The following is a 23,571-nucleotide window of genomic DNA, read 5'->3' on the forward strand; positions in this document are numbered from 1 at the left end:
AGGATGCATTGATCCGGATTTGGCGCTACAAGCGGGTTTGTCTTTTGCTGACAGGGAAGCTTCTTTGTTTCGTCTGCAACCCATCTTTTTCGTTGTCGGGGTTATGGTCATTATCATCGGGATTTCGATGATGGTGCCGGCTGCCGTGGATCTTTATTACGGTAATCCTGACTGGAAAATCTTTGCCCAGGCATCGATCACGACCATCGGACTTGGCGGCATGGCGTGCCTTGCCTGCCGATCGGATATCGGGCCGCGTGTCACCGCCCGTCAGGGATATGTCCTGACCGTTGTGTCCTGGATTGCTGTCAGTGTGACCGGGGCATTGCCGCTTTGGTATTCGTCGCTGGATATCAGTTTTTGCGATGCCGTGTTCGAAACGGTTTCGGGTCTGACGACAACGGGATCGACCATCCTGTCCGGGCTTGACCAGTTGCCACCGGGGTTGCTGTTGTGGCGGTCCATCATGCAATGGCTGGGTGGGATCGGGATCATCGTCACTGCACTGGCATTGTTGCCGATGATGCGGGTTGGCGGGATGCAGCTTTTCCAGATGGAAAGTTCAGATCGATCAGAAAAGCTTAGCCCGCGCATGCGCGACATGTGTTTGCAGATCGTCCTGATCTATAGCAGCCTGACTTTCGTGTGCCTTGTTTTGTATCGCGTATTTGGCATGAACTGGTTTGATGCCATCAACTATGCAATGACGACATTGTCGACCGGTGGCTATGCCACGTCGGATTTGTCCTTTGCCAAGTTTGACAGCAGCCTGTCGCTGCACTGGATCGCCATTCTGTTCATGTTTGCTGGTGGATTGCCGTTTACTGCCTATGCCGTGGTGCTGCGCAAACGCAATATCCAGGCCGTAATCGGCAATCAGCAGATCAAGCTGTTCTGTCTGATCATCGCGGGCTTTACCGTGTTGCTGACGATCCGTTTGACCCAGATTTCAGATGATAGCCTGTTTCGGTCTTTGACCATGGCGGCATTTAACCTTGTGTCGGTCATAACGACCACCGGGTTTGCGTCGGGGGATTATCTTTTGTGGGGACCGGCAGCAGTAATGCTGTTTTTCTTTGCGACCTTTATTGGTGGATGTTCCGGATCCACATCGGGCGGTTTCAAGATGTTCCGTCTTTATGTCGTGTTTACCGGGTTGCGTGCCCATTTCATGCGGCTGCGCAGTCCGTCGGCTGTCGTGGTCAGTCGTATTGACCGGCATGAAATCACGTCTGACATCTATAATGCCGTGACGGTTTATGTGTTCTTGCTGACTGTCAGCTATATCGCGGTGACCATCGCGCTTGGCATGACGGGGCTTGATCTGATCACGTCGATGAGTGCCGCTGCAACGTCACTTGCCAATGTGGGGCCGGGGCTTGGCAACATCATTGGGCCGGCGGGTAATTTCCAGTCCTTGCCGGATTCTGCGAAATGGATTCTTGATATCGCGATGGTTCTTGGGCGACTTGAATTCGAAACCCTTCTGGTGCTTTTGATGCCGTCATTCTGGCGGGATTAACCTCGTTATCCTTTGTTTCGGGAATTATCGAACGGCTGTGACGGACGCCACAGACGGCGCGCCGGGTTTGATACAGGTTTGTGCAATGTTGTGAAGGCAACAAACAAAACAAACGAACAAACAAACCTGGACACGGACATGATGCTGCAGAACAAATTCACGCGCAAAATGGCCACCGTTTTTTCGGTGCTGATGATTGCCGGTGCGGTTTCGGCCTGTTCACCGGAAGTCGGCAGCGAGGAATGGTGTGCCGATCTTAAGGAAAAGCCCAAAGGCGACTGGACGGCCAATGAGGCCGCGGATTTCGCCAAACATTGTCTTTTCTGATCGTGTGAATGTCTGACCGGCACGGTCCGTGCTGGTCGATTCTTTGCTGATGTCTGGAAATGCCGTCTTCACGACGGTTAAATCCGCCCTTCGACACCTGCTTGGCGGTGGTACTGTCGAAGGGCGGATTTTTGCGTCTGGCCTATGAAAAACGACATGGAACAAACTGTTGTCAGGGGCGTTAAAGACAGAACATTTCCGCGCATAAGTGCGATGCAGCAAGGTACATTTGCGTTACCTTGATAAATCCCTATAATGCGCGGCCCGCGAATGATCGCGGTAGTCGAATACGACAACAATTTTTATACGAGGTTAGACAAGTATTATGAGTGCCGAAAATCTCCATGTCGGTGTGATCGGCGCAACCGGTGCGGTTGGCGTCGAGCTGATCAACGTTATGTTTGATCGTAACTTCCCTGTGGGTGAACTCACCCTGTTCGCATCCGAGCGTTCAGCAGGCAAGACCGTGGAGACTAAGTTTGGCACTAAGACCGTCGCGCTGTTCTCTGTCGAAGAAGCAAAGCAGTGCGACATTGTCTTCCTTGCTGTTTCGGGTGATTTCGCCAAGGAATATGCGCCGAAGATCGCCGAAGGCGCGCTGGTGATTGATAACTCGTCGGCATTCCGCCTGAATGACGATGTTCCGCTGATCGTGCCGGAAATCAATGGTGATCTTGCCAAGACGGCGAAACTGATCGCAAACCCGAACTGCACCACGGCGATTGCCGCGGTTGCACTTTGGCCGCTGCATCAGGCGTTTGGTCTTAAGAAAGTCATCGTGTCGACCTATCAGGCGGCATCGGGTGCCGGTCAGCCGGGCATGAACGAACTGCGCGAAGGTCTGGCTTCGGGTCTTGAAGGCAAGCCGGTTCCGGCAGAAGTCTTTGCCCATCCGCTGGCATTCAACGTTATCCCGCATATCGACAGCTTCCAGGACAATGGCTACACCCGAGAAGAGATGAAGGTGACCTGGGAAACGCGCAAGATCTTTGGCACGCCGGATCTGCCGGTATCGTGCACCGCGGTTCGTATCCCGACCGAGCGTACCCATTCCGAAGCGATCGTCGTGGAAACCGAAAAGGCCGTTACCCCGGCGCAGGCCCGCGAAGTTCTGTCCAAGGCCAAGGGTGTGAAACTTGTCGATGATCCGGCAAACAACAAATACCCGATGCCGTTGACCGCGACCAAACAGTATGACGTCGAAGTCGGTCGTATCCGTTCTAACCTGATCTTTGGGGATCACGGTCTGGAACTGTTTGTTGCCGGTGACCAGCTTCTCAAAGGTGCGGCCCTTAACGCGGTCCAGATTGCAGAAGCATCGATCGCCGACTAAACCCGGCTTTGATCCTGCTATGAAAATGGCCCCGCCAGATGATCTGGCGGGGCCATTTGTTTTAACAGAGTTCTGTCGAGCCGTGTCGGGCCGGTCAGGCCAGTGAAATATGATCGCGTCCGGATGCCTTGGCGGTGTATAGCGCGTTATCAACGCGCGCCATCAGGGTTTCAAGGTCTTCGCCGTCGCGATACTCGGTCACACCGGCGCTGATCGTAATCAGGATCTGGTCACGGCCAAACCGCACAGGTGCTTCGCGGATATTATCCGCGAGTTCGCGGGCCTTGATCATGGCGTCCTGACGACCGGTTTCGGGGAATATCACCACGAATTCGTCCCCGCCCCAACGGCAAATCAGATCAGATTCACGCACATTGGTACGGATCGATGTCAGAACTTCGCGCAAAACCGCATCACCACCCGGATGACCATAGGTGTCATTGATGCTTTTGAACCCGTCGAGATCAAAACACATGACAGACAATGGTGTCTTTTGACGACGGGCGGTTTTGCTTGTCTGGTCAAAGACCATGTCAAAGACCTGACGATTGAGGCTTCCGGTCAGCTTGTCCCGTGATGCCAGTTCTTCGAGCCGGTTCTGGTAATTGCGAACCGTCAGATAGGCAACAAGACCGACGATGACGGTGATCAGAAGCGAAATACCAATATTGGCAAACAGGGTGTTTTGCAGTCGGCCATTTGACGAATAATCGCTTTGTTCAACGATCAGAAGCCATCCGAATTCCGGTACAAGGCGGCTGTTGACGAAATAGGTATGGCCATCTTCCTCATACGACATCGAGGCACCCGGCGATGTCAGGATCTGTGTGGCAAGATGGCGCATGCCCTGGCGTTCGTGCAAATTTTGCGCATCGCCAAAGCCGCTGCCACGCAATGTCACATGACCCTGGGTATCGACAAAATAGATCGTCCGGCCATACCGGTTCTGATAGGTTTCAATCAGGTTGGTGACCGAACTGACCGACAAGCCAACGCCTGTTATGCCAATGACATTCCCGTTATAGTCGAGTACCTGATAATTGACGAAGATCGACATGCGGGACCGATCGACCGTGTCATGGTCGATATTGATTTCATAAGGCTTTTTGGCATCGCGTGCCCGGAAGTACCATGCATCGGCCGGGTCATCTTCGCTGATCTGTTTGATCACGCCGCTTGAATGATAATAGTTCCGGGTTTTATCCGAGATAAAATAGGACGTGATGGTGTCGTAACGTGACTGGATTTCGGTCAGATATTTGATGATGCGTTTTTCATCGGTCTCGCCGGACAAGGCCCAGTCACGCACAAAGGTATCATGGGCCATCAGCGACGAAATGAAGATCGGCTGAAGCAGGTCACGCTGGATTTCGGAATAGATATTGTCGCTGGTTAGCGGAAGTGTGGTTTCGGAAATCTGTTCTTCAAGCGAATCCCGTGCGACATAAAAGCTTACAAAACTTGTGGTCAGAAAACCAACCGCAAGAAGAACGCATAAAACGATAGCGAAATATAATTTCTTCCCGTGCACGGAAAGCTCCCCAAAGATAAAACCTTATATCGCTGGCTGTTTTATGCTCAGCACTTCCGGTTTGGTAATCTACGGGAAAGAACGGATCATTGCACGGGCCAAAATGGCACGGGGTGCCAAATGCAGTCGGCGATTAATTTGGTTTGAATCAAAAGAAACCGCCAATCAGGTGACTGGCGGTTTCGTGAAACTTTTGCGTGTGCAAGCCTGGAACTAGCGGCGGAATACGATGGTTTTGTGATCGTTGCGGAACACGCGATGTTCGCAATGCATCTGAATGGCGCGGGAAAATACGACCGATTCAATATCACGACCGATTTCGACCATGTCATCAGCGGTCATGGTATGATCAACACGTTCGACAGCCTGATGAATGATCGGACCTTCGTCGAGGTCTGCGGTCACGTAATGCGCCGTTGCGCCGATCAGTTTCACGCCGCGCGCATGGGCCTGGTGATAGGGTTTCGCACCCTTGAAGCTTGGCAGGAACGAGTGATGGATGTTGATGCAACGCCCTTCGAGTTCCTGACAAAGGTCGGTTGAAAGCACCTGCATATAGCGCGCAAGACCAACCAGATCAGCCTCATATTCCCCGACCAGATCAAGGAGCTTCTGTTCCTGGGTTGCCTTGGTCTCTTTGCTGACCGGCAGGTGATAATAGGGGATGCCGTACCATTCGACGATGCCGCGCATGTCTTCATGGTTTGAAACGATGGCCGGGATTTCGATATGCAGGTTGTTGGATGCAACACGGTGCAGAATATCATTCAGGCAATGGCCGAATTTCGACACCATCAGCAACACTTTGGGTTTGCGATGGAAGTCGTGCAGTTTCCACTGCATCGAGAATTTTTCGGCAACCGGTGCAAATTTTTCTGCAAATTCGGAATCCGTGCGCAAGGCGCGACCAGCTTCAAATTTGACACGCATGAAGAAGCGTTTGCTAATGGGGTCACCAAACTGTTCAAGTTTGGTCACGAACGCGCCTTCGTCGGCAAGGAAGCTTGAAACGCTTGCGACAATCCCGAAGGTATCGGGGCATGTGATGGTCAGAATAAAGGTTTTGGCGAGTTCGGACATTTCCGCGGCTGCTTTCTTTCTTGAATTTGTTTACCCCGCCGATATAGCGGCGATCAAACGTCCTGCCAACCCGGAAATGGCGGATTTCCGCCTATGCCAAACCTGCCAGAACAAAAACGCATAGCCGATAAAGGACTGGACTTTATCAACGCTTGTGCCAAGAATTCCGCTGCTTGTCATGAATGGGGTACATGTTGTCCGCAATTTCGGTTATGCAGTGCCCTTTGGGGCTGCCCCTGAAACCAGAACAGCAAATGCATCATGCCGCAGCATCCGGGGGGAGATGCGGCACTATATGCCAAGAGGCGTTTCATTGATTGATTTCCGTCCTATTCTTTTCATTGTCGGCATTTTGTTGTGCACGCTTTCCATAGGCATGTTCGTGCCGGCACTGGTTGACCTTTATTACGGTCAGTCGGACTGGATCGTGTTTTCCGCGGCATCATTCGTTTCGCTGTTTGTCGGCGGTGCATTGATCATGATGAACCGGATGGACAATCTGAAGATCAATTCGCGTCAGGCTTTCATCCTGACGACCTTGAGCTGGGTGGTTCTGACGGCGGCATCTGCGCTGCCCTTTGCCTTTTCCGACCTTGATATGTCCTATACCGATGCGTTTTTCGAAGCGATGTCGGGAATCTCGACCACCGGGTCGACCGTTATTGTCGGGCTTGATACGGCCCCGCCGGGAATTTTGTTGTGGCGCGCATTGTTGCAGTGGCTCGGCGGGATCGGGATCATTGTGATGGCGATTGCCGTCATGCCGATGCTGCGCGTTGGCGGGATGCAGCTTTTCCGTATGGAAAACTCCGACAAGTCGGACAAGGCATTCCCACGCGCGACCCAGATCGCCATGGGCATCGCCATGCTGTATCTGAGTTTCACAGCACTTTGGGCGATCCTGTTGTGGTGGGCGGGCATGACGCCGTTTGATGCGATTGCCCATGCCATGACCACGATTGCCACAGGCGGTTTTTCGACCAAGGATGCATCGGTCGGGCATTTCGACAGCGCCGCAATTGACGTCATCATCACGCTTGGCATGGCGACGGGTGCATTGCCATTCATTCTGTATTTGCAGATGTTGCGCGGGCAGGGCAATGCACTTTTCCGCGACAGTCAGGTCCGTTGGTTCTTGACCATTGCCGTTTCGATCATTGTCGGATTGGCGTTCTGGCATTCGGAAACCAATGGTGTGCCGTTCCTTCATGCCTTGCGCTATACATCATTCAACATTGTGTCGGTGATGACCGGAACGGGTTATGCGACGACCGATTACGGCCTTTGGGGGCCATTCGCGGTAACGGTGTTCTTCTTTGTGATGTTTGTCGGGGGCTGTGCAGGGTCGACGACCTGCGGGGTCAAGATCTTCCGTCTTCAGGTGCTTTATGAGATCGCCAAAATTCAGTTGTCGCACATGTTGCGGCCGCACGGGGTGTTCATTGCCTATTACAACCGCAAACCACTTTCCGAAGATGTTACAGAATCTGTTTTGAGCTTCTTCTTCCTGTTTGTGTTCTGCTTTGTTGTGTTGGCAGCGGCCCTTGGGGCGATGGGGCTGGACTTCATTACAGCGGTTTCCAGTGCCGGCACGGCCATTGCCAATGTTGGTCCGGGCCTTGGCCCGATTGTCGGGCCATCGGGGAACTTTGCGACCCTCCCGGACGGGGCAAAATGGTTGATGTCGATCGGGATGCTGATCGGGCGCCTGGAAGTCTTTACGGTCTTGGTTCTGTTGTTCCCGGCCTTCTGGCGCGACTGATCGATCGTCCTTTGTTCGATGATTTTAAACACCCGCAGGTATCGCGCCTGCGGGTGTTTTGATTCGGGCCTGTTGACGAATTAGGACAATTGACCTAATCTTTGAAATAGGACATATGTCCTAGCCGTTCAAAAGCAGGGAAAGCAATGTCAACGCGCGATCGGATCATCGAGACAGCAGATCGTCTTTTTTATCAGCAAGGGTTCGAAGCAACTTCCTTTGCCGATATCGCAAGTGCGGTTGGTATTTCACGGGGCAATTTTTACCATCACTTCAAAACCAAGGATGACATCCTTGATGCAGTGATCAATCAGCGCCTGGCGAATACCGAACAGATGCTTGACCACTGGGAAGTCACTGGCAACGACCCGGCTGAGCGTATCCGAAGCTTTATCCATATCCTGATCGTCAATGGTGAGAAGATCCGAAAGTTCGGCTGCCCGGTTGGCACCCTGTCATCGGAGCTGGCAAAGCTTAACCATTCGGCGCAAAGCGATGCCGCCGGGTTATTTACCCTGTTTCGGACCTGGTTGGGCCGGCAGTTTTCGGCCCTTGGCTTTGGCGCCAAATCCGATGGATTGGCAATGCATATTCTTGGGCGCAGTCAAGGTGTCGCCACCCTTGCAAACGCCTTTGACGACAAAGGGTTTCTTCAAAGTGAAGTGACGCTGATGTGTGACTGGCTTGATGGCCAGATCGCCGATCTCAACAGATCTGCTCAATCGTGAACAGGGAATGCAAAGATGTTTGTCGTATTGCTTAAATTTGCGGAAAACCGCAGCCGTGCCGGAGAATTTATGGACGGTCATAAATCCTGGATCCAGAAGGGATTGGCGGACAGCGTGTTTCTGGTTGTCGGAAGTTTACAGCCCAATTTGGGTGGCGCGGTTCTTGCCCATGGCGTCACGCGTGAAGATCTTCAGGTCCGGGTCGATCAGGATCCGTTTGTGATTGAAGGCATCGTATCGGCAGAAATCATTGAAATTGCGCCCGGGCAGACCGATCCGCGGCTTGAATTTTTAAAGGCGTGAGCAATGGACAGGATTGTGATCGGGCCGGACGGGAAATGCCGGTGTTCATGGTGTGATGCAGCACCGGAATTCAACACATATCATGATACCGAATGGGGATTTCCGGTTACGGATGATCGACGTCTGTTCGAAAAGATCTGTCTGGAGGGTTTCCAGTCGGGACTGAGTTGGCGCACCATTTTGTCAAAGCGCGAAAATTTCAGAGCCGCCTTTGCGGATTTTGATTTTCATCGTGTTGTGCAGTTTGATGAAACGGACATAGCGCGTCTTTTGCAAGATGCAGGGATCATTCGCCATCGCGGCAAGATCGAGGCAACGATCAATAACGCACAGCGTGCCTGTGAAATGGTCGAACGCGAAGGATCGCTTGCCGCCTATTTCTGGCGATTTGAACCGGACCCGACGGAAATCGCGACCCCGCAGACAATGTCGACATCTCCGACATCGGTGGCCTTGTCAAAAGACTTGAAAAAACGGGGTTGGAAATTTGTCGGACCGACAACCGTTTTTGCCTTCATGCAGGCAATGGGGTTGGTCAATGACCATGCGAAGGGCTGTTTTTTGAGGCCGAAAATCGAAGACATCCGCAAGTCATTCGTGCGTCCGCTTTAGGATGGAACACTGATCAGGCAGACCCAGAATCTGTTCCGATAAAAAGACACCCCTTGCCCGGGGGGAGCAAGGGGTTGAGGGTCAGGGACCGTTTGAATGGCCCCTCGATGATAATCCGGCAAGGATTATTCGGCTGTCTGATCGTTTCTATCAACCGCAAGGCGCGTCTATTTCAAAAATCAACGCTTTTGGGATCTTCTTGCAGGTGATTGACCGATCAGGGAAATCAATCAGGCGATACCGAGCCTTGGGTCAGGAGCGGATCGGGGATCGGGATTTCGGCCCGGCATCGCCTTGAAGACAAGGTGCCAAAGATCATTCCCAAGATAAAATTGAATATAAAAAATGTTTTGATAGATTTAAACTATCAATATGACGCATTGCGATAGGGCAATGCAGCAAAATCAGGTGATTATCGGCAGTTTTACACCGAAAACAGCGCCGTCCGGGCCTGTTGCAACGAGGCGAAGTTCGCCATTATGTGTGCTTATCAACTCCCGCGCGATGGCAAGCCCCAAGCCGGTGCCGCCTTTGCGACCACTTCCGGCAAAGGGAACGAACAGATTTTTGATCGCCTTTTCGGGCAGTCCGGGGCCATTATCCTTGATCAGAACATCAATGAAACTGCGCGATTGATCCGATTCGTCGCTTGTTTTTCCGGCAATCGGATTTGACCATGTGACAGTAACGATGTCTGCCCCCGCTTCGAGCGGGTTGCGGATCAGGTTGCTGAAGGCGCGAAACAGCATGTCATAATCTGCCTCAAGCATTACATCGTCGGGCAAATCGATGTCGATGCGCGCGGTGCAGGGTTCGTCTTTATCGCCAAGATCACGACCAGCGGCCCCATCCATCAGGTTTTCCGATTTCTGCAACAGAATCTGATCGCGGATCTCCTCGATCAGCTCAATCAGCGTGAATTTCGCCAGATCACGAGGTGCCGGGGTTTCGCGGGCAAAGGACAATGTTTGCTCGCTGATATAAACCGCGCGCTCCATCGAAGACAGCAGTCGGGGCACAACTGCGCGGACTTCGTCATCCTGACTTTTGGCGAGCTGTTCGGTCATCAGCATCGATGTCGCCAGTGCATTGCGCAAATCATGACTGATTTTGGTGGCCGCCGTTCCCAAAGCAGCCAGACGTCGGCGCTGATTGAGCATCGCCTGGATGTCTTGCTGCATGATGGCCAGCTCCTGACGGGCGACACCGATTTCATCATCGCGCAGACCCGGTGTGATCAGCGATGATTTGTCCTGGGGATTTTCGCGAAACCGGATCATGTCATGTGTCAGTGTGCGCATTGGACGCACCAGCAACCGATTGAGGGCAAAATAGACCAGACCAGCCGTAAAGAACGAAATCATCAGCGACAGGCCAAACACCCGCCAGCCAAAATTGCGCATTGCCTTGGTCAGTGCTTTTTCATGAACCAGAATTTCAATTTCGAAATCCGGTGCCATTGACGGCATACCGATGACACGCAGCATGCGGTCTTCGGTTTGTGCCAAGGTTGCCAAGCCTTCCATTACCGCCATCGGGATGGAAAAGTTGGTCAGATTGACGTTCTTGTCGACCTTGGCGGGCATGTCATCGCGTTGCAAAAGAAGCTTGCGGTCTTCGCGGCGCAGAATGACGGCCTCAATCCCGGCATTTGACAGCAGTTCCTTTTCAAGATCATCGGGGATCATCTGATCGGGGGTTGCTTCAAGCGCCAGTGCCGCGAGATAGCCGGAATCAAGATGTGCCTTAAGCCAGTCGACCCTGAACCGCGCAACGGACGGGGCAAAGACAAAGACCTCTGCAAGCATCACAAAACTGACCGTCAGCACCAGCAGGCGTGCGGAAAGCGATTTGGCCCATGGGGGCAATTTAAGATGCGGCCGTTCCATAAGGAGATGTTAGTCAGAGACCGTCAAAAAAGTACAGCGCTACAAAAGCTTGTTTGTCCTGAGGACACCGGGCATTTAGCCAAGCTTGAGGAGGAAGCGAACAATTTTTCGGGTTTTTTCGCTAAACAGGCTGGGAGTGTACCAGGCACCGGCAACCCGTTTGGACAATTCACCAATGGTCGGATAAGGCGCGATCATGCCGGCAATCGCCCCGATTTTCATTTTCTGTGAAATCGCGAATGACCAGAGCCCGATCAGCTCGCCGGCCTGACGGCCAACGATCCCGGCACCCAGAATGCGGCCTTTTGCGGTTGTGACGACCTTGATGAAACCGGTTGTTTCTGCCTCGGCCCGGGCGCGATCATTTTCGGCATAATCCCATCGGACAACCCGGATACTGTCACCATATTTGGCACGCGCTGCGGTCTCGGTCATGCCAGCCTGGGCAAGTTCGGGCTGGGTATAGGTCACCCAGGGAACCGCATTGTAATTGACCTTGGCCGGGAGTTTGAACAAGGCATTTCGAATGACAATTCCAGCATCATATCCCGCCATATGGGTAAATTGCAGACCACCGGTTACGTCGCCAATCGCAAAAATCTTGCGGTTCGAGCTTCGCAGGCGTTCATCAACGATGATACCGGTTCGTTCATATTCAACACCTGCCTGCTCAAGGCCCAGATTTTCAACATTCGGCTTGCGTCCAGTGGCTAGCAGAAGGTGGCTGCCCTCAAGCGTGATTTCGATGCCGTCATGCTCAATGATGACACGAACATTGTCACCGTTTGACTGGACTTCCTTGGTTTTGCTGCCTTCATACAGGGTGATGCCGCTGGATTTGATATTGTCACGGACCACAGACACCATGTCTGCATCGTCTTTTGGCAGAATGGACATCATTTCAATGATGGTCACCTTGGCGCCAAGTTGCTGATGGGCCTGCGCCATTTCGAGTCCGATCGGACCGCCACCAATGACAATCAGATGTTCCGGGCAAACACGGTTTTCAAAAATATTCTCGTTGGTGAAATAGGGAACGGCATCAAGGCCGGGGATCGGGGGCACTGCTGCGCGCGATCCGGTTGCGATGACAAAACGCTTCGCCTTGATTGTGCTGTCACCTGCAACAAGGGTGTCGGGGGCTGTGAATTTTCCTTCTGCCTGTATGACATCGCAGCCCAGTTCTTCAAATCGTTCAACCGAATCATGGGGCGCAATGCCCGAAATTACCGAATGAACATGATCGATTGCCTGATCGAAATTGACGCTTACCGGGCCGGTTGAAATGCCAAACCGCGAAGCTTTACGTGCATTTTCGGCAGCATGACCCGCCGCCAGAAGGGCCTTGGAGGGCACGCAACCGGTATTCAGGCAGTCACCGCCCATTTTGCCCTTTTCAACCAGAACAACCTTGGCCCCCATCTGAACGGCCCCCGCCGCAACCGAAAGACCGCCAGACCCGGCACCAATGACGCAGATGTCGGTTTTGATCAATTTACTCATCTGAGCTGGCCTCATTTTTGGATTTGCGAAGTTTCTTATAGGCAACCGGCAGCATCGCCAGAACAGCCAGGCCAATAATCGGGGTCAGAATTCGAGGCTCGAAAATGACGCCAAGATCGGGTGTCTTGCCCTGGTCAAACAGGGCACCAAGACCGTCGCCGATGGATGCGTAAACAAAGGTGCCCGGAATGATGCCAAGCAAGGTTCCCATGGCAAAGGAGCGCAATTTTACTCCGAGCAATGCCGGCACCAGATTGACAAGCCAGAACGGGAATATCGGGATCAGGCGCAAGACCATCAGATAGCTGAAGGCATTTTCGGAAAAGCCTTTTTCCATTTTCCGAATTGCGCTGCCCGCCTTCTCATGCATGACATCGTAAAACGCGTATCGCGCGGCAAGATAAACGATGACAGCGCCAAGGGTCGCGGCAGTGACGACATATGTGGTCCCGAGTACGGCACCAAACAAAAAGCCCCCGGAAATGGTCAGAACAGATCCAAGCGGCAAGGACAGGGCAACCGCAATCACGTAAATCGCCATAAAGCCCAGAATGCTGAGCACAGGTTTGCTGGTAACGAGTTCCTGCAACTGGTCGCGATTGTCACGTAACGTGTCAAAGGACAGCAAATCCAGAAGGCCGCTGCTCCAGGCGGCAAGCAGGCCGCAAATCAGAACCACAAGTGGCAGCAACCTGCGCCAAAGCGGTTTGCGCGCAGCCTGATTCTGATCTGTATGTTCTGTTTTGTGGTCGGACACTGTTGGCGCCGCTGAACTGGTTTTGGTCATATAATTCACGCTCTTGCATGGATCTGGTGACGGGGTGAAGAGCAAAACCCGATAAACAGGATTGCATTAATTTCGGCAAGATTAGAGCGAATTTTCCAAAGAAGCTTATGAACTGCTTTCACCATTGCGTGAGGAAATCGCGATCACCGACAAAGCATCAATCCAGACAAAGCTGCGCAGAAATCCTGATGGTCTGGTGCTTGACGTCGGGGAAATCTGGACGTATCGTCTGCGCATCGTGGGATTTGTCGACCGGCTTGCGGCCACGTAAAAAATCGCTAAAGAGGGGTAAAACGGCTTCGGCCCTGACCCATTCATGCCGGTCAGGGTTTTTTTGTGCCCGAAACGCACCAATATCTTCGGGCATATTAGGAGCAAGACGATGACGACCGAAAAAAAGGCTTCCGATAACTGGCGTGCCGCGACCCGTTCCGTTCGTGGTGGTACCGCGCGCACCGGTTTCTCCGAGACGTCCGAAGCCATCTTTATGAATTCCGGATATGTGTATGAAACCGCCGCCGAGGCCGAAGCCTCCTTTGATGGCAGTGGTCCGGAACGCTATGTCTATTCACGTTTTGCAAATCCGACCGTGAACATGTTCGAGGAACGCCTTGCGTTGCTCGAAGGCGCGAAATACTGCCGGGCGACCGCATCTGGCATGTCGGCGGTGTGGAATGCGCTTGCGGCCTGTACCAAGGCAGGCGGGCGTGTTGTTGGTTCGCGCGCATTGTTCGGGTCTTGTGAATTCATCCTGACCACGCTTTTGCCGCGCTTTGGTGTTGAAACCGAACTGGTCGATGGTACGGATCACGCCGCATGGGAAGCAGCCCTATCCAAGCCGGCCGATGCGGTCTTTCTTGAAACGCCGTCCAACCCGACCCTGGAAGTTCTTGATATCGCCTTTATCGCCGATCTGGCGCACAAGGTAGGTGCGAAAGTCGTGGTCGATAACGTTTTTGCGACCCCGATCCTGCAAAAACCGATGGAACTGGGTGCTGATATTGTTGTCTATTCGGCGACCAAGCATATTGATGGTCAGGGGCGCTGTCTTGGCGGGGCCATCCTGTTTAACGACAAGGAATGGCATGACGAACACCTGACGACATTCCTGCGTCACACCGGGCCGAGCATGAGCCCGTTCAACGCCTGGGTGCTTCTCAAAGGTCTTGAAACACTTAGCCTGCGTGTGGACCAGCATATCCGCAACGCATCGGCATTGGCGGAATTCCTGTCGGAACAGCCGCAAGTGTCACGCGTTATCTATCCGGGACTGAAAAGTCACCCGCAGCATGAACTGGCAATGAAACAGATGTCTGGCCGGGGCGGTGGATTGATCGCGATTGAGCTTGCCGGGGGCAAGAAAGCAGCCTTTTCGTTGCTTGATAACCTCAATCTGATTGATATATCCAACAATCTCGGCGATGCCAAAAGTCTGGCCACCCATCCCTGGACGACAACGCATCAGCGTGTCCCGGCCGAGGACAAAATCACGATGGGCATTACCGAGGGCATGCTGCGTTTGTCTGTTGGTCTGGAAGACATTGATGATCTGAAAGAAGATCTGCTGGCGGCCCTTTCCGTATAACGGATGGTGATACGGTAATCCTGATATCGGAACGGCCCGTACAATGTGCGGGCCGTTGCTTTTAGAAGGGTGTTCTGGCGGCCTGGCAGTAGCGGCGAAACTGTTTCGCAACTATTGTGACAGGCCACTGGTACTTCTTATGCAGACTGTCTACATATGGCTCATCAATTGTGATCTTGGCTGACAGAAGATGAATGGAACACATTTGGCCTGGAGACGTGCATGTATTCGACCGTAACCCACGACATCAAGGTTTCGGTGCAACCCGTATTCCTTGAGGATGAATCCGATCCTGATACCCATCGCTATGTTTGGGCCTATCGGATCGAGATTGAAAACCTCGGATCCAAAACCGTCCAGTTGCTTAGTCGCCACTGGCGGATTACGGATTCACGCGGGGAAACCCAGGAGGTCAAAGGCCCGGGTGTTGTCGGCGAACAGCCCGTCCTCGCAGGTGGGGAACGTTTCAACTATACCAGTGGTGCGCCATTGGCGACGCCAAGTGGCTTTATGGTTGGGACCTATGAGATGATGGACATGGACGGCAATCATTTTGATATTGCCATTCCTGCCTTTTCTCTGGACAGTCCCCATGGGCAACATACTGTGAACTGATATAAAAGCGGGTCAGGAGCCCCACCAAGCCGGGATTTATCCCGCACGGAAATGACAAAAGGATTTAGTATGTGCAGCGAACATAGCGCCGTGAAACGTCCAACACGCGAAGAAGCAGAAGATGCGGTGCGGACCCTTCTTCGCTGGGCGGGGGACGATCCCGACCGCGAAGGATTGCGTGGGACGCCCGATCGTGTGGTGCGTTCTTATGGCGAATTCTTTGCGGGCTACCAGCAGGACCCGGCCGAGATTCTGCGACGGACTTTTGAAGAAACCGACGGCTATGACGAAATGGTTGTCCTGCGTGACATCCGCGTTGAGTCATATTGCGAACACCACATGGTGCCGATCATCGGTGTCGCACATGTCGCCTATCTGCCGCGTAAGCGCGTTGTTGGCATTTCCAAACTCGCCCGTGTTGTCGAAGTCTATTCCAAACGGTTGCAGATTCAGGAAAAAATGACGGCACAGGTCGCCAACACCATTCAGGAAGAACTTGATCCGCTTGGTGTTGCTGTGGTGATTGATGCCAACCACCAGTGCATGAGCACCCGCGGCGTGCACAAAACCGGCGTATCAATGGTCACCAGCCGGATGCTTGGTGCATTCCGCGATGATCCGATTACCCGTCGTGAATTTTTCGCGATGATCGGTCGCTAATCGCGCCGATAGCATATTGAATGAAAAAGGCCGCAGCATTTCGGGTGCTGCGGCCTTTTTATTGGCAGTGTCTTGCGACAGGCCTGTTGCCTATTCGCGGAAACTGCTGTGGCAGGATTTGCAGGTCCGCAAGACCGAGCCCAGCGCGCCCTTGAAGGCATCTTCCGAGCCGTTATTGGCTGCAACCGTTTTGAGTTCCGATGCACTGGTTTCAAGCTCGATGGCAAGGTCGTTGAATTTTGACCAGTCCGACCAGATATCGGCATGGGCTTCTGATGGCTTTCCGTCGCTGCCTTCCGGGAACAGGCTGGTGAAGTTTTCACCGGCGTGACGTTCAATGATTTCGGCTGATTGGGCGACCTTGGCCGGATCATAAGGCAATGTGCCTTTCATCATCGGTACCATGATCTTGACCTGCTGGCCGATGGCTTTCATGCCATCCATGCGTTCTTTGACAACGCCGCTCGCACCTTCATGGGCGATGGCGGCAATGCTGACCGTCATGGAAAGTGCCAGGGCGGCTCCTGCTAGAAATTTCAACTCTCTCGTCCCCTGTATTTCGACAATTGTTTTGGATAAAGGCGGTCTCTCTTAAACGCCAAATCGCTCAAGGATGTTTTCAACCGATCTGACATATGGCGCACCAAACAGGCGCACATGCACCAGTAGCGGATAAAGATTATACAAATCCCTGCGTTCTTCAAAGAACCCTGGCGCGATTGGCAAAATTTCATGATATTGCCCAAAAAAATCCGGTCTCAGATCGCCAAACAGTGTCCCGAAGGCCAGCTCGATTTCGCGGTCACCATAATAAATTGCCGGATCAATCAGGGCCGCAACCCGCCCATCCTGACACAGGATATTTCCACCCCAAAGGTCTCCATGCAGAAGCGAACTTTGTGGTTTGTCATCAATGAAATGATCGAGCCGCTGGATAAGGTGATCAATCCGCACAGTCAGCGGTGCGGGCAATTGCCCCTCGCGATGAGCTGCCTGCGCCATGTGTCGCAGGCGATTCTCCCCGAAAAAGGTTACCCAGCTTTGCTCGAACCTGTTGGGCTGGTGCAATCCCCCGATCAGGGTGTCAAACGCAAGACCGAATTTCGGAGCAGTGACCTGATGCTGTGCGGCAAGCTGGACTGCCAGATCACGCTGAACGCTTTGTGACATCCGGTTGTCATTTGCGACATAGGTCATCACCAGACAGTCTTGGTCAGCATGAATGACATCAGGACAGGCAATCGGGGAATGTTTCGCGAAATAGCGCAACATTTCTGCCTCTGTTTCAAGATCGCCTTTGCCGCTGCTTGCAATCTTTGCGACAACTGATCGGCCATCGCTCAGATCCAGCCGGATGACCTCGGCAAAGGAACCGCCAGACATGTGGGTAATCTGTTTGACCGGGCAGCCGGTCAAACGTTCAATCAGTGATGTTGCGGCATTTCTGTCCATCTTTGGTGGCTGTGTTACAAGCCGTGCTGTTTACGGATATGGGACAACAGATTGTTTGACGTTTCTTCGATCATGTCGAACACGCGGACAAACCCGTTGCTGCCACCATAATATGGATCGGGCACACTTTGCCCGGCCATTTCGGGGTGGTAATCCAGAAACAGCTCGATGCGATGTTGATGTTCCGACGGGGCCTGACGACGCATGTCGCGCAAATGGCCATCATCCATCGCCAGAATGTAGTCGAACTGTATATAGTCGCTTGGCTTGATTTTGCGGGACCGGATATCGTTCAGATCATAGCCGCGGCTTTCGGCCATTTCCCGTGATCGGGGATCTGGCAATTCACCAACGTGATAGGCAGACAACCCGCAGCTATCAATGCCGATTTCGTTGGAAAGTCCCGCCTGGTCAACAATTTTACGGAAAACCCCGTCTGCGGTGGGGGACCGACAAATGTTGCCGGTACAGACAAAAAGAACCTTGATCACGCCATATGTCCGTTAAATGTGAATTCGGAATGGCCCAGACTGACATGCACGGGCGGTTCGGGCAATATGTGGCGTTCCGCCATATGCTCATCCTGTATCCGTCATCTGTTCATTATCTGTCTGGCTGATTGGAAGTCCTGATGAAGATACTGTTATGTAACAGCTTCGTGACATTTTGGATCGTCCGCTGACAGTGCAGTCAATAGTTTGTATGATCGCGCCAAACTTGGAATTTTGGCGTGTTTAGATGCAGGAATTTGTTTCTTTCGGATTGCATGTTGCCCTGATCCGGCAATTGGCTTGGTTGCCGCGCGGGTATGATCTGGTCCCGGCGGGCACCGTTGTCACATCTGCCAAGCTGCGCAGCATCATGCTCGCGCTCGAAGAATCAAATGGTCCGGCGGTTCTGGTGCGCCTTGGTCGGCATCTCGCTGCCAAGGAACAGGAACCGATCCTGACAATGTTGCGTCATTCGGCAACACCGGCGGTCATTGCCGATCGTTGGCGCCGTCTGGAAGGTTATTCCCACGCCCGTGCACGCAGCGAATTTTCAATTACCGGAAAATCCATGAGCATCCATCGCGGTGTTGTGCGCGGACAGCCGCCTGCACGGGTTGAAAACCTTCTTCTTCAGGGATTTTTAATCGGCCTTCTCGAAGCTGTCGGTGCCGAAAATATCGACAGCACGATTTTGCCAAGCCACGGCCCCGCCATCCGTGTCATGCGCAAGGGCCGTATCAATAACAAGCTCGACTTTACCGGTCGCGGGCTTCGTTTCCGCATCAACTGGAACAGTTTTGAGCCGGTCTCTTCGTCCTATCCTTTCTTGGCCAATATGCCTGGAACCGCGCCGGCAATTGGTGCGCAACGGCCGATTGTCAGGCAGCTTTTTGCAATCCTTGAACAGGATATCGGACGCAGTTGGACAATCGACGAAGTCGCAGCGGCACTTGAAACATCCGGCCGCACGTTGCAGCGACGCCTGCAACAGGCCAGCAGTCGGTTTTCTGATATTTTGCGTTTGGTCCGCGTGCGCGAAGCATGTCGTCTTTTATGTGGCACGACACTGTCGGTTGGGGAAATCGGCTTTTGGTGCGGCTTTACAGACAATGCGCATTTTTCCCGGGATTTCAGACGCTTGATGGCAATGCCACCATCTGTTTATCGCGAAGCAAGCATCGGGCATGCCGGGCTCACACGGGCATAGGAACAGCACAAACTTGTCGATTGCAGTCATCTGGGTGCACCGCTATGGCGCGCGCATCTCATTGACCTGACTGATCGCGTTGGGTATCAGCACCAAACAGACGGCGCGAACCTTATCCCGCTTGTATTTACGAGGCTGCCATGACCGACGCACTGAGTTCTGCCAACCAATATGCCGGCTTTTTGCCGCCGCGTTTTCATGACCGGCCCGATGCCGATGATGTAACGGTCAAGACCTGGGTGGTTGGGGATGCATTGCCTGACCATCTGGTACCCGACATTCCATCCGCACTTTCCCTTTTCTTTGATCTGGTTGCGCCATCTGGCGAACGTGCCGGTGCATCGGGATTTGCCATGCTTTGGCTTGATCGCCACCCCCATGAACAACCGGGATGGCGGCTTTCGATCGGTCATGTTGGCGATGTGGATGCACTGGAACAGGCGGTGGCAAAACCGTTGGCCCGTCTTGTCGACATGATGTCGCTTGCCGAATTTGAAACGGAAAACTGGCATTTGACCCGCCCGCTTTGGCGCAAGCGTGCCGAACCGGTTCGGTTGGTTTTCTGGGGAAAGTTTGCCAAGCATGCGCGCACGGTTCTTGCCCATGGTGATGGTGCGGCTTTTTATCAGCCGCTCGGTGCCGGGCTTCGTGCCGATCACGTTGCAACAAGCCTGCCGCTCCTCGAAGACATGCTGGGGGATCCGTTGCTTGTCGGGGGCATGGGGTTTGAAGACGCATTGCGTCTGGGTATTTGTCTTGGCCGCGCGCATTTGATCGAAAGCTGGATCGATGCTGGCGGGTCTGAAAAAGAGCCTTTCTTCAGACCGATGCGAATCTGGCATCAGGCGTGGCTTGCCAATGCCCTGATTGATCCGGCGGTGGCAAGTCTTGCCATGTCGGGGAAGCCGCCGATGCCGGCTCTTGATTTTACTGCTGATGGCACACCGGAAAGCCGGCGTACGTCACTTGATGAACTGTCAGGCTGGCTGACGACGGTCTTTTTCACCGACGAATATCCGGCTTTGCGCAATGCTTTTATTGCCGGTGTGCAAAATGCGGTGTGGCTTGACAGTGATCTGCAACAATATCTTCAACCACAACAACGTGCCGAAATCCTTCATGGATTGATGCCTTATTGTCGCTGGTTCCTGGCCATGGCGCTTTATAACCATCTTGGCAATCTTGCTTCGGGGACGGCCAGGGCCGACCAGATCGAATTTTATACGACCCTTGTTGATGCGCTGCCCGAATTGGCCCCGCTTGGTGAATTGGCGACACAGCGCGATATCGAACAGCACATTATTCGCATCGATGCCGCACGGGCTGCTTCGGCTTTTGATACGCTGGTCCTGCCATTTTGCGATCTGTTGATGCCGCGGCGCAAGTTTGATGCGACGCGCTCCTAAGCATCAAAAACCCAAGTCTGCGCATAAATAACGAAGGCCCGCCTGAGCACACAGGCGGGCCTTTTCATTGCAGGGATTTTCGTTTGAACATATGGCGGATCAACTGCGCGCCACATAGGCCGGGATTGCGCGACGCGAAACAATGGCAAACCGTATTGCCAAACCGCAAACCGCCACCAGACTTGCGATCACGATGCCCCAGAACAGGCCACGTACCCCCATATCGCGCTCGAATGTCAGGTAATATCCAGCCGGGATCATCACAAAGATATAAGACACCAGATGCAGGACGGTCGGCGCCCATTTGTCACCAGCACCACGTAATGCACTGATCGCGGCATTTTGCCCGCCATCGGTCGGGAAAATAATCGGCATCAGAACCAGAACCGAAACCGTGGTTGCAATGACATTGATATCTTGTGTGAACAGATGTGAAACCCCGCCCGGGAACAGATAAAGCGGGATGCTTAACCCGAACATGACAATCATCGTGGTCAACAATCCGATCCAGCCAGCCAATGCCATATCCGGCCGGTCCCGACGGCCATAGGCTATCCCGACCCTGACAGATGTTGCAGACGCCAGTCCAAGTGCCACCATGAACATAAGTGCGAGCATGGTCATCGCGATGCCATAACTTGCGGCGGCGATAACGCCAAGGCGGCCGGCAAAAAGTTGCATCGCCGCAAAGGCACTTGTCTCCATGCCCTGGCTTGCGCCTGCGGCATAGCCAAGATGTCGGGCATCGCGCGATCCGCGCCACCATCCGGCAAATCCATTCCTGATGCCATACTGATCATGCCCCTTCATGACCAGAACATAACCAAGCAGGATCAGGGCCATGGTCCAGCGAATAACGCTTGATGTCCAGGCAGCACCCTCAGCCCCAAGTTCGGGCAAGCCGAATGCCCCATAGACCAATCCGTAATCAAGAACCAGATTGATAAGATTGGCGATGATCATGACGATCATGCCCGGCAGGGGGCGTTGCAACCCTTCAAGGAAAAAGGCGCAGGTCGTATAGATCAGCGCTGCCGGCATCCCGATTGACAGAATGATCGCAAGATGACCGGCCTCGGTCGCAATATCATCGGGCTGGCCCGTTACCACAAACAGCCATTCGGCCTGCCATGTCAGGAAGGTAAACAAAAGACCGATCAGAATGGTATAGGGCATGGCATAACGCCATACCGATCCGGCTTCCTGCCAGTCTTCGCGCCCCTTTGCATGGGATGTCAGGATCATCACCCCGGTCAACAGGCCAATACCGGTTACCATCAATGACGTAAATGGTGCATGTGCAACGTTAAGATAGGCAAGCCCCGCACTGTCATAATTGCCAACTACAATGGTATCGACAACGGACATGATCAGCATGCCCAACCGTGCAATGGTCACAGGAAGGGCAAGCCGGAAAAGCTCACTTAGATGGCGCTTGACCCGGTTGTCGGGATAAAGCGGTGTGGGGGATGCCGCAGGATCCGGCGGCGGTGGTGCCACGGTCCCGTCTTGTGGGGCGATTGTCATATATACGTTTCCTTTTTGCACCCGGTGGCGCAGGCAATGGGGTGGCGCTGCCTGTTACACGGATCCGGATGCTCTTATTATGGTCCGGTACGGACACTGTTATCTGTATTATCTGTGAGCGGCAAAGGGACGTCGCGGGATTGCCAACAGCAACTTGGCCGGGTCGTCGGTAATGACCGATGTGACCCCCCACGAAAACAGCTCCTTCGCCCGGTCGACATCATTGATGGTATAACAAACCAACGGAACACCGGCATCGACAATCTCGGCTGCGCTGACCGGGGTCAGAGCAGCATGGTCAATATGAATGGCCGATGCGCCAAGTCGATCATATTCTGCCTTCCATTCCTTGGGCAGAGTCTCAAGCAGCCAGCCACAGGGAATCTCCGGTGCATGCTTGCGCATTTCGGCAACCGCAACATCGTCAAAGCTCGAAATCAGGATCGGTAATGCCTTTGCTCGCTTCAGTTCAGCGATCACCTCGTGACACAGGCGCACCGGATCACATCCCGACGGCTTGATTTCAAGATTGGCCCCCATATCCATGAAATAAAGGGTCTCAAGCGTATCGGTAAGGGTCGGGATGCGCTCCCCCTTATATATGTCCGAAAACCAGCCGCCGGCATCAAGCTCGCGCAGGGCGGCAAGATTGCTGGCATGGATCGGCCCTGTTCCGTTGCTGGTCCGTTCAAGTGTGTCGTCATGAATAAGGACGCATTTGTCATCGGAACTCAGCGTTACATCGCACTCGACCCATTTGGCGCCGCGGGCACCAGCAACCCGGAATGCGGCAATGGTGTTTTCCGGTGCTTCAATTGATGCACCACGGTGGGCGACAATGTGCGGGATATCGATCACGGTTTTTGGCCTTTTTAACAGCAAGGGGCGCAATGCGAATTCGTGGGGTATGGGGATGGTCCGGTCATCTCCCTGCATTGCCAATGCGGACTGATGATTCTCTTACGCCAGTTGGTTTCCATGAAAAAGCGAAAATCTTGTTGCGATTTGAACGCCTTCTTTGGGGTTCCGGGGACGAAGTCATTGGACTCCATATTCTAATTGGCGCGTCAGAGTCGAATAAATCGGCAGTTTCTGGTGTTATGCGCGCATGTGGATCAAGCTATGCATATAGATGCGCACTCAGTGAAAACCCCGAAAGCCAAGGGTTTGCGCGGACCGTTTCGGGGATGGAAAAAACAATCTCTGAAAATCTCGATGAATCTTCAAAAAAGGTATTTACAGGTCAGCGTT

Annotated in this window: 23 protein-coding genes and 1 riboswitch; of the genes, 13 read left to right on the top strand and 10 right to left on the bottom strand. The window is 53.3% G+C overall.

The window, feature by feature from the left end:
* The first annotated feature begins 64 nt into the window (after nucleotides 1-64).
* The 3 genes from CU041_RS11370 (at nucleotide 65) to CU041_RS11380 (ending at nucleotide 3,182) form a co-directional block, all read left to right on the top strand.
* On the top strand, nucleotides 65-1,522 hold the full coding sequence (locus tag CU041_RS11370; protein ID WP_233433086.1) for a TrkH family potassium uptake protein: 1,458 nt from the start codon (nucleotides 65-67) through the stop codon (nucleotides 1,520-1,522).
* Between the two features lie 138 nt (nucleotides 1,523-1,660).
* A complete protein-coding gene (locus CU041_RS11375; protein ID WP_212733789.1) occupies nucleotides 1,661-1,849 on the top strand; it encodes a DUF3012 domain-containing protein in 189 nt (62 codons plus the stop codon).
* 325 nt (nucleotides 1,850-2,174) lie between these two features.
* Nucleotides 2,175-3,182, top strand: coding sequence for an aspartate-semialdehyde dehydrogenase (locus CU041_RS11380; protein ID WP_101246980.1), 1,008 nt, complete (start codon nucleotides 2,175-2,177; stop codon nucleotides 3,180-3,182).
* A 94-nt stretch (nucleotides 3,183-3,276) separates the two neighbouring features.
* Here the strand turns inward: CU041_RS11380 and CU041_RS11385 are convergent, their stop codons facing one another.
* Entirely contained in the window at nucleotides 3,277-4,713 is a 1,437-nt protein-coding gene (locus CU041_RS11385) for a sensor domain-containing diguanylate cyclase (protein ID WP_101246981.1), read from the bottom strand.
* 213 nt (nucleotides 4,714-4,926) lie between these two features.
* Complete coding sequence (purU, locus tag CU041_RS11390) at nucleotides 4,927-5,793, bottom strand: formyltetrahydrofolate deformylase (protein WP_068517777.1); 867 nt, start codon at nucleotides 5,791-5,793, stop codon at nucleotides 4,927-4,929.
* A 295-nt stretch (nucleotides 5,794-6,088) separates the two neighbouring features.
* Here purU and CU041_RS11395 point away from each other — a divergent pair, with 295 nt between their 5' ends.
* From CU041_RS11395 to CU041_RS11410, 4 genes are all read left to right on the top strand, one after another.
* Complete coding sequence (locus CU041_RS11395; RefSeq protein WP_228195114.1) at nucleotides 6,089-7,555, top strand: TrkH family potassium uptake protein; 1,467 nt, start codon at nucleotides 6,089-6,091, stop codon at nucleotides 7,553-7,555.
* Between the two features lie 146 nt (nucleotides 7,556-7,701).
* Nucleotides 7,702-8,283 carry a TetR/AcrR family transcriptional regulator gene (locus CU041_RS11400; protein ID WP_101246982.1) on the top strand — a complete coding sequence of 194 codons (582 nt, stop codon included), beginning with the start codon at nucleotides 7,702-7,704 and terminating at the stop codon, nucleotides 8,281-8,283.
* A gap of 15 nt (nucleotides 8,284-8,298) precedes the next feature.
* Nucleotides 8,299-8,586 carry a YciI family protein gene (locus CU041_RS11405; RefSeq protein WP_101246983.1) on the top strand — a complete coding sequence of 96 codons (288 nt, stop codon included), beginning with the start codon at nucleotides 8,299-8,301 and terminating at the stop codon, nucleotides 8,584-8,586.
* Between the two features lie 3 nt (nucleotides 8,587-8,589).
* Nucleotides 8,590-9,198: a DNA-3-methyladenine glycosylase I gene (locus tag CU041_RS11410; RefSeq protein ID WP_101246984.1), complete on the top strand. Its 609-nt coding sequence runs from the start codon at nucleotides 8,590-8,592 to the stop codon at nucleotides 9,196-9,198.
* 404 nt (nucleotides 9,199-9,602) lie between these two features.
* Here CU041_RS11410 and CU041_RS11415 read toward each other — a convergent pair whose 3' ends face one another.
* The 3 genes from CU041_RS11415 to CU041_RS11425 form a co-directional block, all read right to left on the bottom strand.
* Nucleotides 9,603-11,087, bottom strand: coding sequence for a sensor histidine kinase (locus CU041_RS11415; protein WP_101246985.1), 1,485 nt, complete (start codon nucleotides 11,085-11,087; stop codon nucleotides 9,603-9,605).
* A gap of 75 nt (nucleotides 11,088-11,162) precedes the next feature.
* Nucleotides 11,163-12,590 (bottom strand): dihydrolipoyl dehydrogenase family protein, encoded by a 1,428-nt coding sequence (locus CU041_RS11420; protein ID WP_101246986.1) that lies wholly within the window; start codon nucleotides 12,588-12,590, stop codon nucleotides 11,163-11,165.
* On the bottom strand, nucleotides 12,583-13,347 hold the full coding sequence (locus CU041_RS11425; protein WP_233433087.1) for a TVP38/TMEM64 family protein: 765 nt from the start codon (nucleotides 13,345-13,347) through the stop codon (nucleotides 12,583-12,585). The genes CU041_RS11420 and CU041_RS11425 overlap by 8 nt, the downstream gene beginning before the upstream one ends.
* Before the next feature lie 258 nt (nucleotides 13,348-13,605).
* Nucleotides 13,606-13,680, top strand: a riboswitch (SAM riboswitch).
* 79 nt (nucleotides 13,681-13,759) lie between these two features.
* On the opposite strand from CU041_RS11425, the gene metZ reads away from it, so the two are divergent.
* From metZ to folE, 3 genes are all read left to right on the top strand, one after another.
* Nucleotides 13,760-14,962: an O-succinylhomoserine sulfhydrylase gene (gene metZ, locus CU041_RS11430; protein WP_101246988.1), complete on the top strand. Its 1,203-nt coding sequence runs from the start codon at nucleotides 13,760-13,762 to the stop codon at nucleotides 14,960-14,962.
* Between the two features lie 222 nt (nucleotides 14,963-15,184).
* Complete coding sequence (gene apaG, locus CU041_RS11435; protein ID WP_101246989.1) at nucleotides 15,185-15,577, top strand: Co2+/Mg2+ efflux protein ApaG; 393 nt, start codon at nucleotides 15,185-15,187, stop codon at nucleotides 15,575-15,577.
* Between the two features lie 69 nt (nucleotides 15,578-15,646).
* Entirely contained in the window at nucleotides 15,647-16,237 is a 591-nt protein-coding gene (gene folE, locus CU041_RS11440; RefSeq protein WP_068517759.1) for a GTP cyclohydrolase I FolE, read from the top strand.
* Nucleotides 16,238-16,327: 90 nt separating this feature from the next.
* Here folE and CU041_RS11445 read toward each other — a convergent pair whose 3' ends face one another.
* Genes CU041_RS11445 through CU041_RS11455 form a run of 3 tightly spaced genes read right to left on the bottom strand, consistent with a single transcriptional unit; the run spans nucleotide 16,328 to nucleotide 18,180 of the window.
* Nucleotides 16,328-16,777, bottom strand: a complete 450-nt coding sequence (locus tag CU041_RS11445) for a c-type cytochrome (protein ID WP_170310205.1) — start codon at nucleotides 16,775-16,777, stop codon at nucleotides 16,328-16,330.
* Nucleotides 16,778-16,828: 51 nt separating this feature from the next.
* Nucleotides 16,829-17,689 (bottom strand): fructosamine kinase family protein, encoded by an 861-nt coding sequence (locus CU041_RS11450; protein ID WP_101246991.1) that lies wholly within the window; start codon nucleotides 17,687-17,689, stop codon nucleotides 16,829-16,831.
* A gap of 14 nt (nucleotides 17,690-17,703) precedes the next feature.
* Nucleotides 17,704-18,180 carry a low molecular weight protein-tyrosine-phosphatase gene (locus CU041_RS11455; protein ID WP_101246992.1) on the bottom strand — a complete coding sequence of 159 codons (477 nt, stop codon included), beginning with the start codon at nucleotides 18,178-18,180 and terminating at the stop codon, nucleotides 17,704-17,706.
* Nucleotides 18,181-18,427: 247 nt separating this feature from the next.
* Here CU041_RS11455 and CU041_RS11460 point away from each other — a divergent pair, with 247 nt between their 5' ends.
* Together CU041_RS11460 and CU041_RS11465 are read left to right on the top strand one after the other, a co-directional pair.
* Nucleotides 18,428-19,387 (top strand): helix-turn-helix transcriptional regulator, encoded by a 960-nt coding sequence (locus tag CU041_RS11460; RefSeq protein ID WP_068517844.1) that lies wholly within the window; start codon nucleotides 18,428-18,430, stop codon nucleotides 19,385-19,387.
* Between the two features lie 140 nt (nucleotides 19,388-19,527).
* Nucleotides 19,528-20,793, top strand: a complete 1,266-nt coding sequence (locus CU041_RS11465; RefSeq protein WP_101246993.1) for a hypothetical protein — start codon at nucleotides 19,528-19,530, stop codon at nucleotides 20,791-20,793.
* A 99-nt stretch (nucleotides 20,794-20,892) separates the two neighbouring features.
* Here the strand turns inward: CU041_RS11465 and CU041_RS11470 are convergent, their stop codons facing one another.
* Nucleotides 20,893-22,320 (bottom strand): MATE family efflux transporter, encoded by a 1,428-nt coding sequence (locus tag CU041_RS11470; RefSeq protein ID WP_101246994.1) that lies wholly within the window; start codon nucleotides 22,318-22,320, stop codon nucleotides 20,893-20,895.
* Between the two features lie 108 nt (nucleotides 22,321-22,428).
* The gene (locus CU041_RS11475) at nucleotides 22,429-23,178 is read right to left on the bottom strand and encodes a glycerophosphodiester phosphodiesterase family protein (protein WP_068517748.1); all 750 of its coding nucleotides are present in this window, start codon (nucleotides 23,176-23,178) and stop codon (nucleotides 22,429-22,431) included.
* An 83-nt stretch (nucleotides 23,179-23,261) separates the two neighbouring features.
* On the opposite strand from CU041_RS11475, the gene CU041_RS20810 reads away from it, so the two are divergent.
* The coding region (locus tag CU041_RS20810; RefSeq protein WP_212733790.1) for a hypothetical protein at nucleotides 23,262-23,571 on the top strand (310 nt) is incomplete at its 3' end.

Source organism: Thalassospira povalilytica (assembly GCF_002844235.1).
GTDB classification, from domain to species: Bacteria; Pseudomonadota; Alphaproteobacteria; order Rhodospirillales; family Thalassospiraceae; genus Thalassospira; species Thalassospira povalilytica.

Coding starts and splice junctions, on each gene's coding strand:
- CU041_RS11375 (WP_212733789.1), top strand. CDS start 1,661: ATGATGCTGCAGAACAAATTCACGCGCAAAATGGCCACCGTTTTTTCG.
- CU041_RS11380 (WP_101246980.1), top strand. CDS start 2,175: ATGAGTGCCGAAAATCTCCATGTCGGTGTGATCGGCGCAACCGGTGCG.
- purU (WP_068517777.1), bottom strand. CDS start 5,793: ATGTCCGAACTCGCCAAAACCTTTATTCTGACCATCACATGCCCCGAT.
- CU041_RS11395 (WP_228195114.1), top strand. CDS start 6,089: ATGCCAAGAGGCGTTTCATTGATTGATTTCCGTCCTATTCTTTTCATT.
- CU041_RS11400 (WP_101246982.1), top strand. CDS start 7,702: ATGTCAACGCGCGATCGGATCATCGAGACAGCAGATCGTCTTTTTTAT.
- CU041_RS11405 (WP_101246983.1), top strand. CDS start 8,299: ATGTTTGTCGTATTGCTTAAATTTGCGGAAAACCGCAGCCGTGCCGGA.
- CU041_RS11410 (WP_101246984.1), top strand. CDS start 8,590: ATGGACAGGATTGTGATCGGGCCGGACGGGAAATGCCGGTGTTCATGG.
- CU041_RS11415 (WP_101246985.1), bottom strand. CDS start 11,087: ATGGAACGGCCGCATCTTAAATTGCCCCCATGGGCCAAATCGCTTTCC.
- CU041_RS11420 (WP_101246986.1), bottom strand. CDS start 12,590: ATGAGTAAATTGATCAAAACCGACATCTGCGTCATTGGTGCCGGGTCT.
- metZ (WP_101246988.1), top strand. CDS start 13,760: ATGACGACCGAAAAAAAGGCTTCCGATAACTGGCGTGCCGCGACCCGT.
- apaG (WP_101246989.1), top strand. CDS start 15,185: ATGTATTCGACCGTAACCCACGACATCAAGGTTTCGGTGCAACCCGTA.
- folE (WP_068517759.1), top strand. CDS start 15,647: ATGTGCAGCGAACATAGCGCCGTGAAACGTCCAACACGCGAAGAAGCA.
- CU041_RS11450 (WP_101246991.1), bottom strand. CDS start 17,689: ATGGACAGAAATGCCGCAACATCACTGATTGAACGTTTGACCGGCTGC.
- CU041_RS11460 (WP_068517844.1), top strand. CDS start 18,428: ATGCAGGAATTTGTTTCTTTCGGATTGCATGTTGCCCTGATCCGGCAA.
- CU041_RS11465 (WP_101246993.1), top strand. CDS start 19,528: ATGACCGACGCACTGAGTTCTGCCAACCAATATGCCGGCTTTTTGCCG.
- CU041_RS11470 (WP_101246994.1), bottom strand. CDS start 22,320: ATGACAATCGCCCCACAAGACGGGACCGTGGCACCACCGCCGCCGGAT.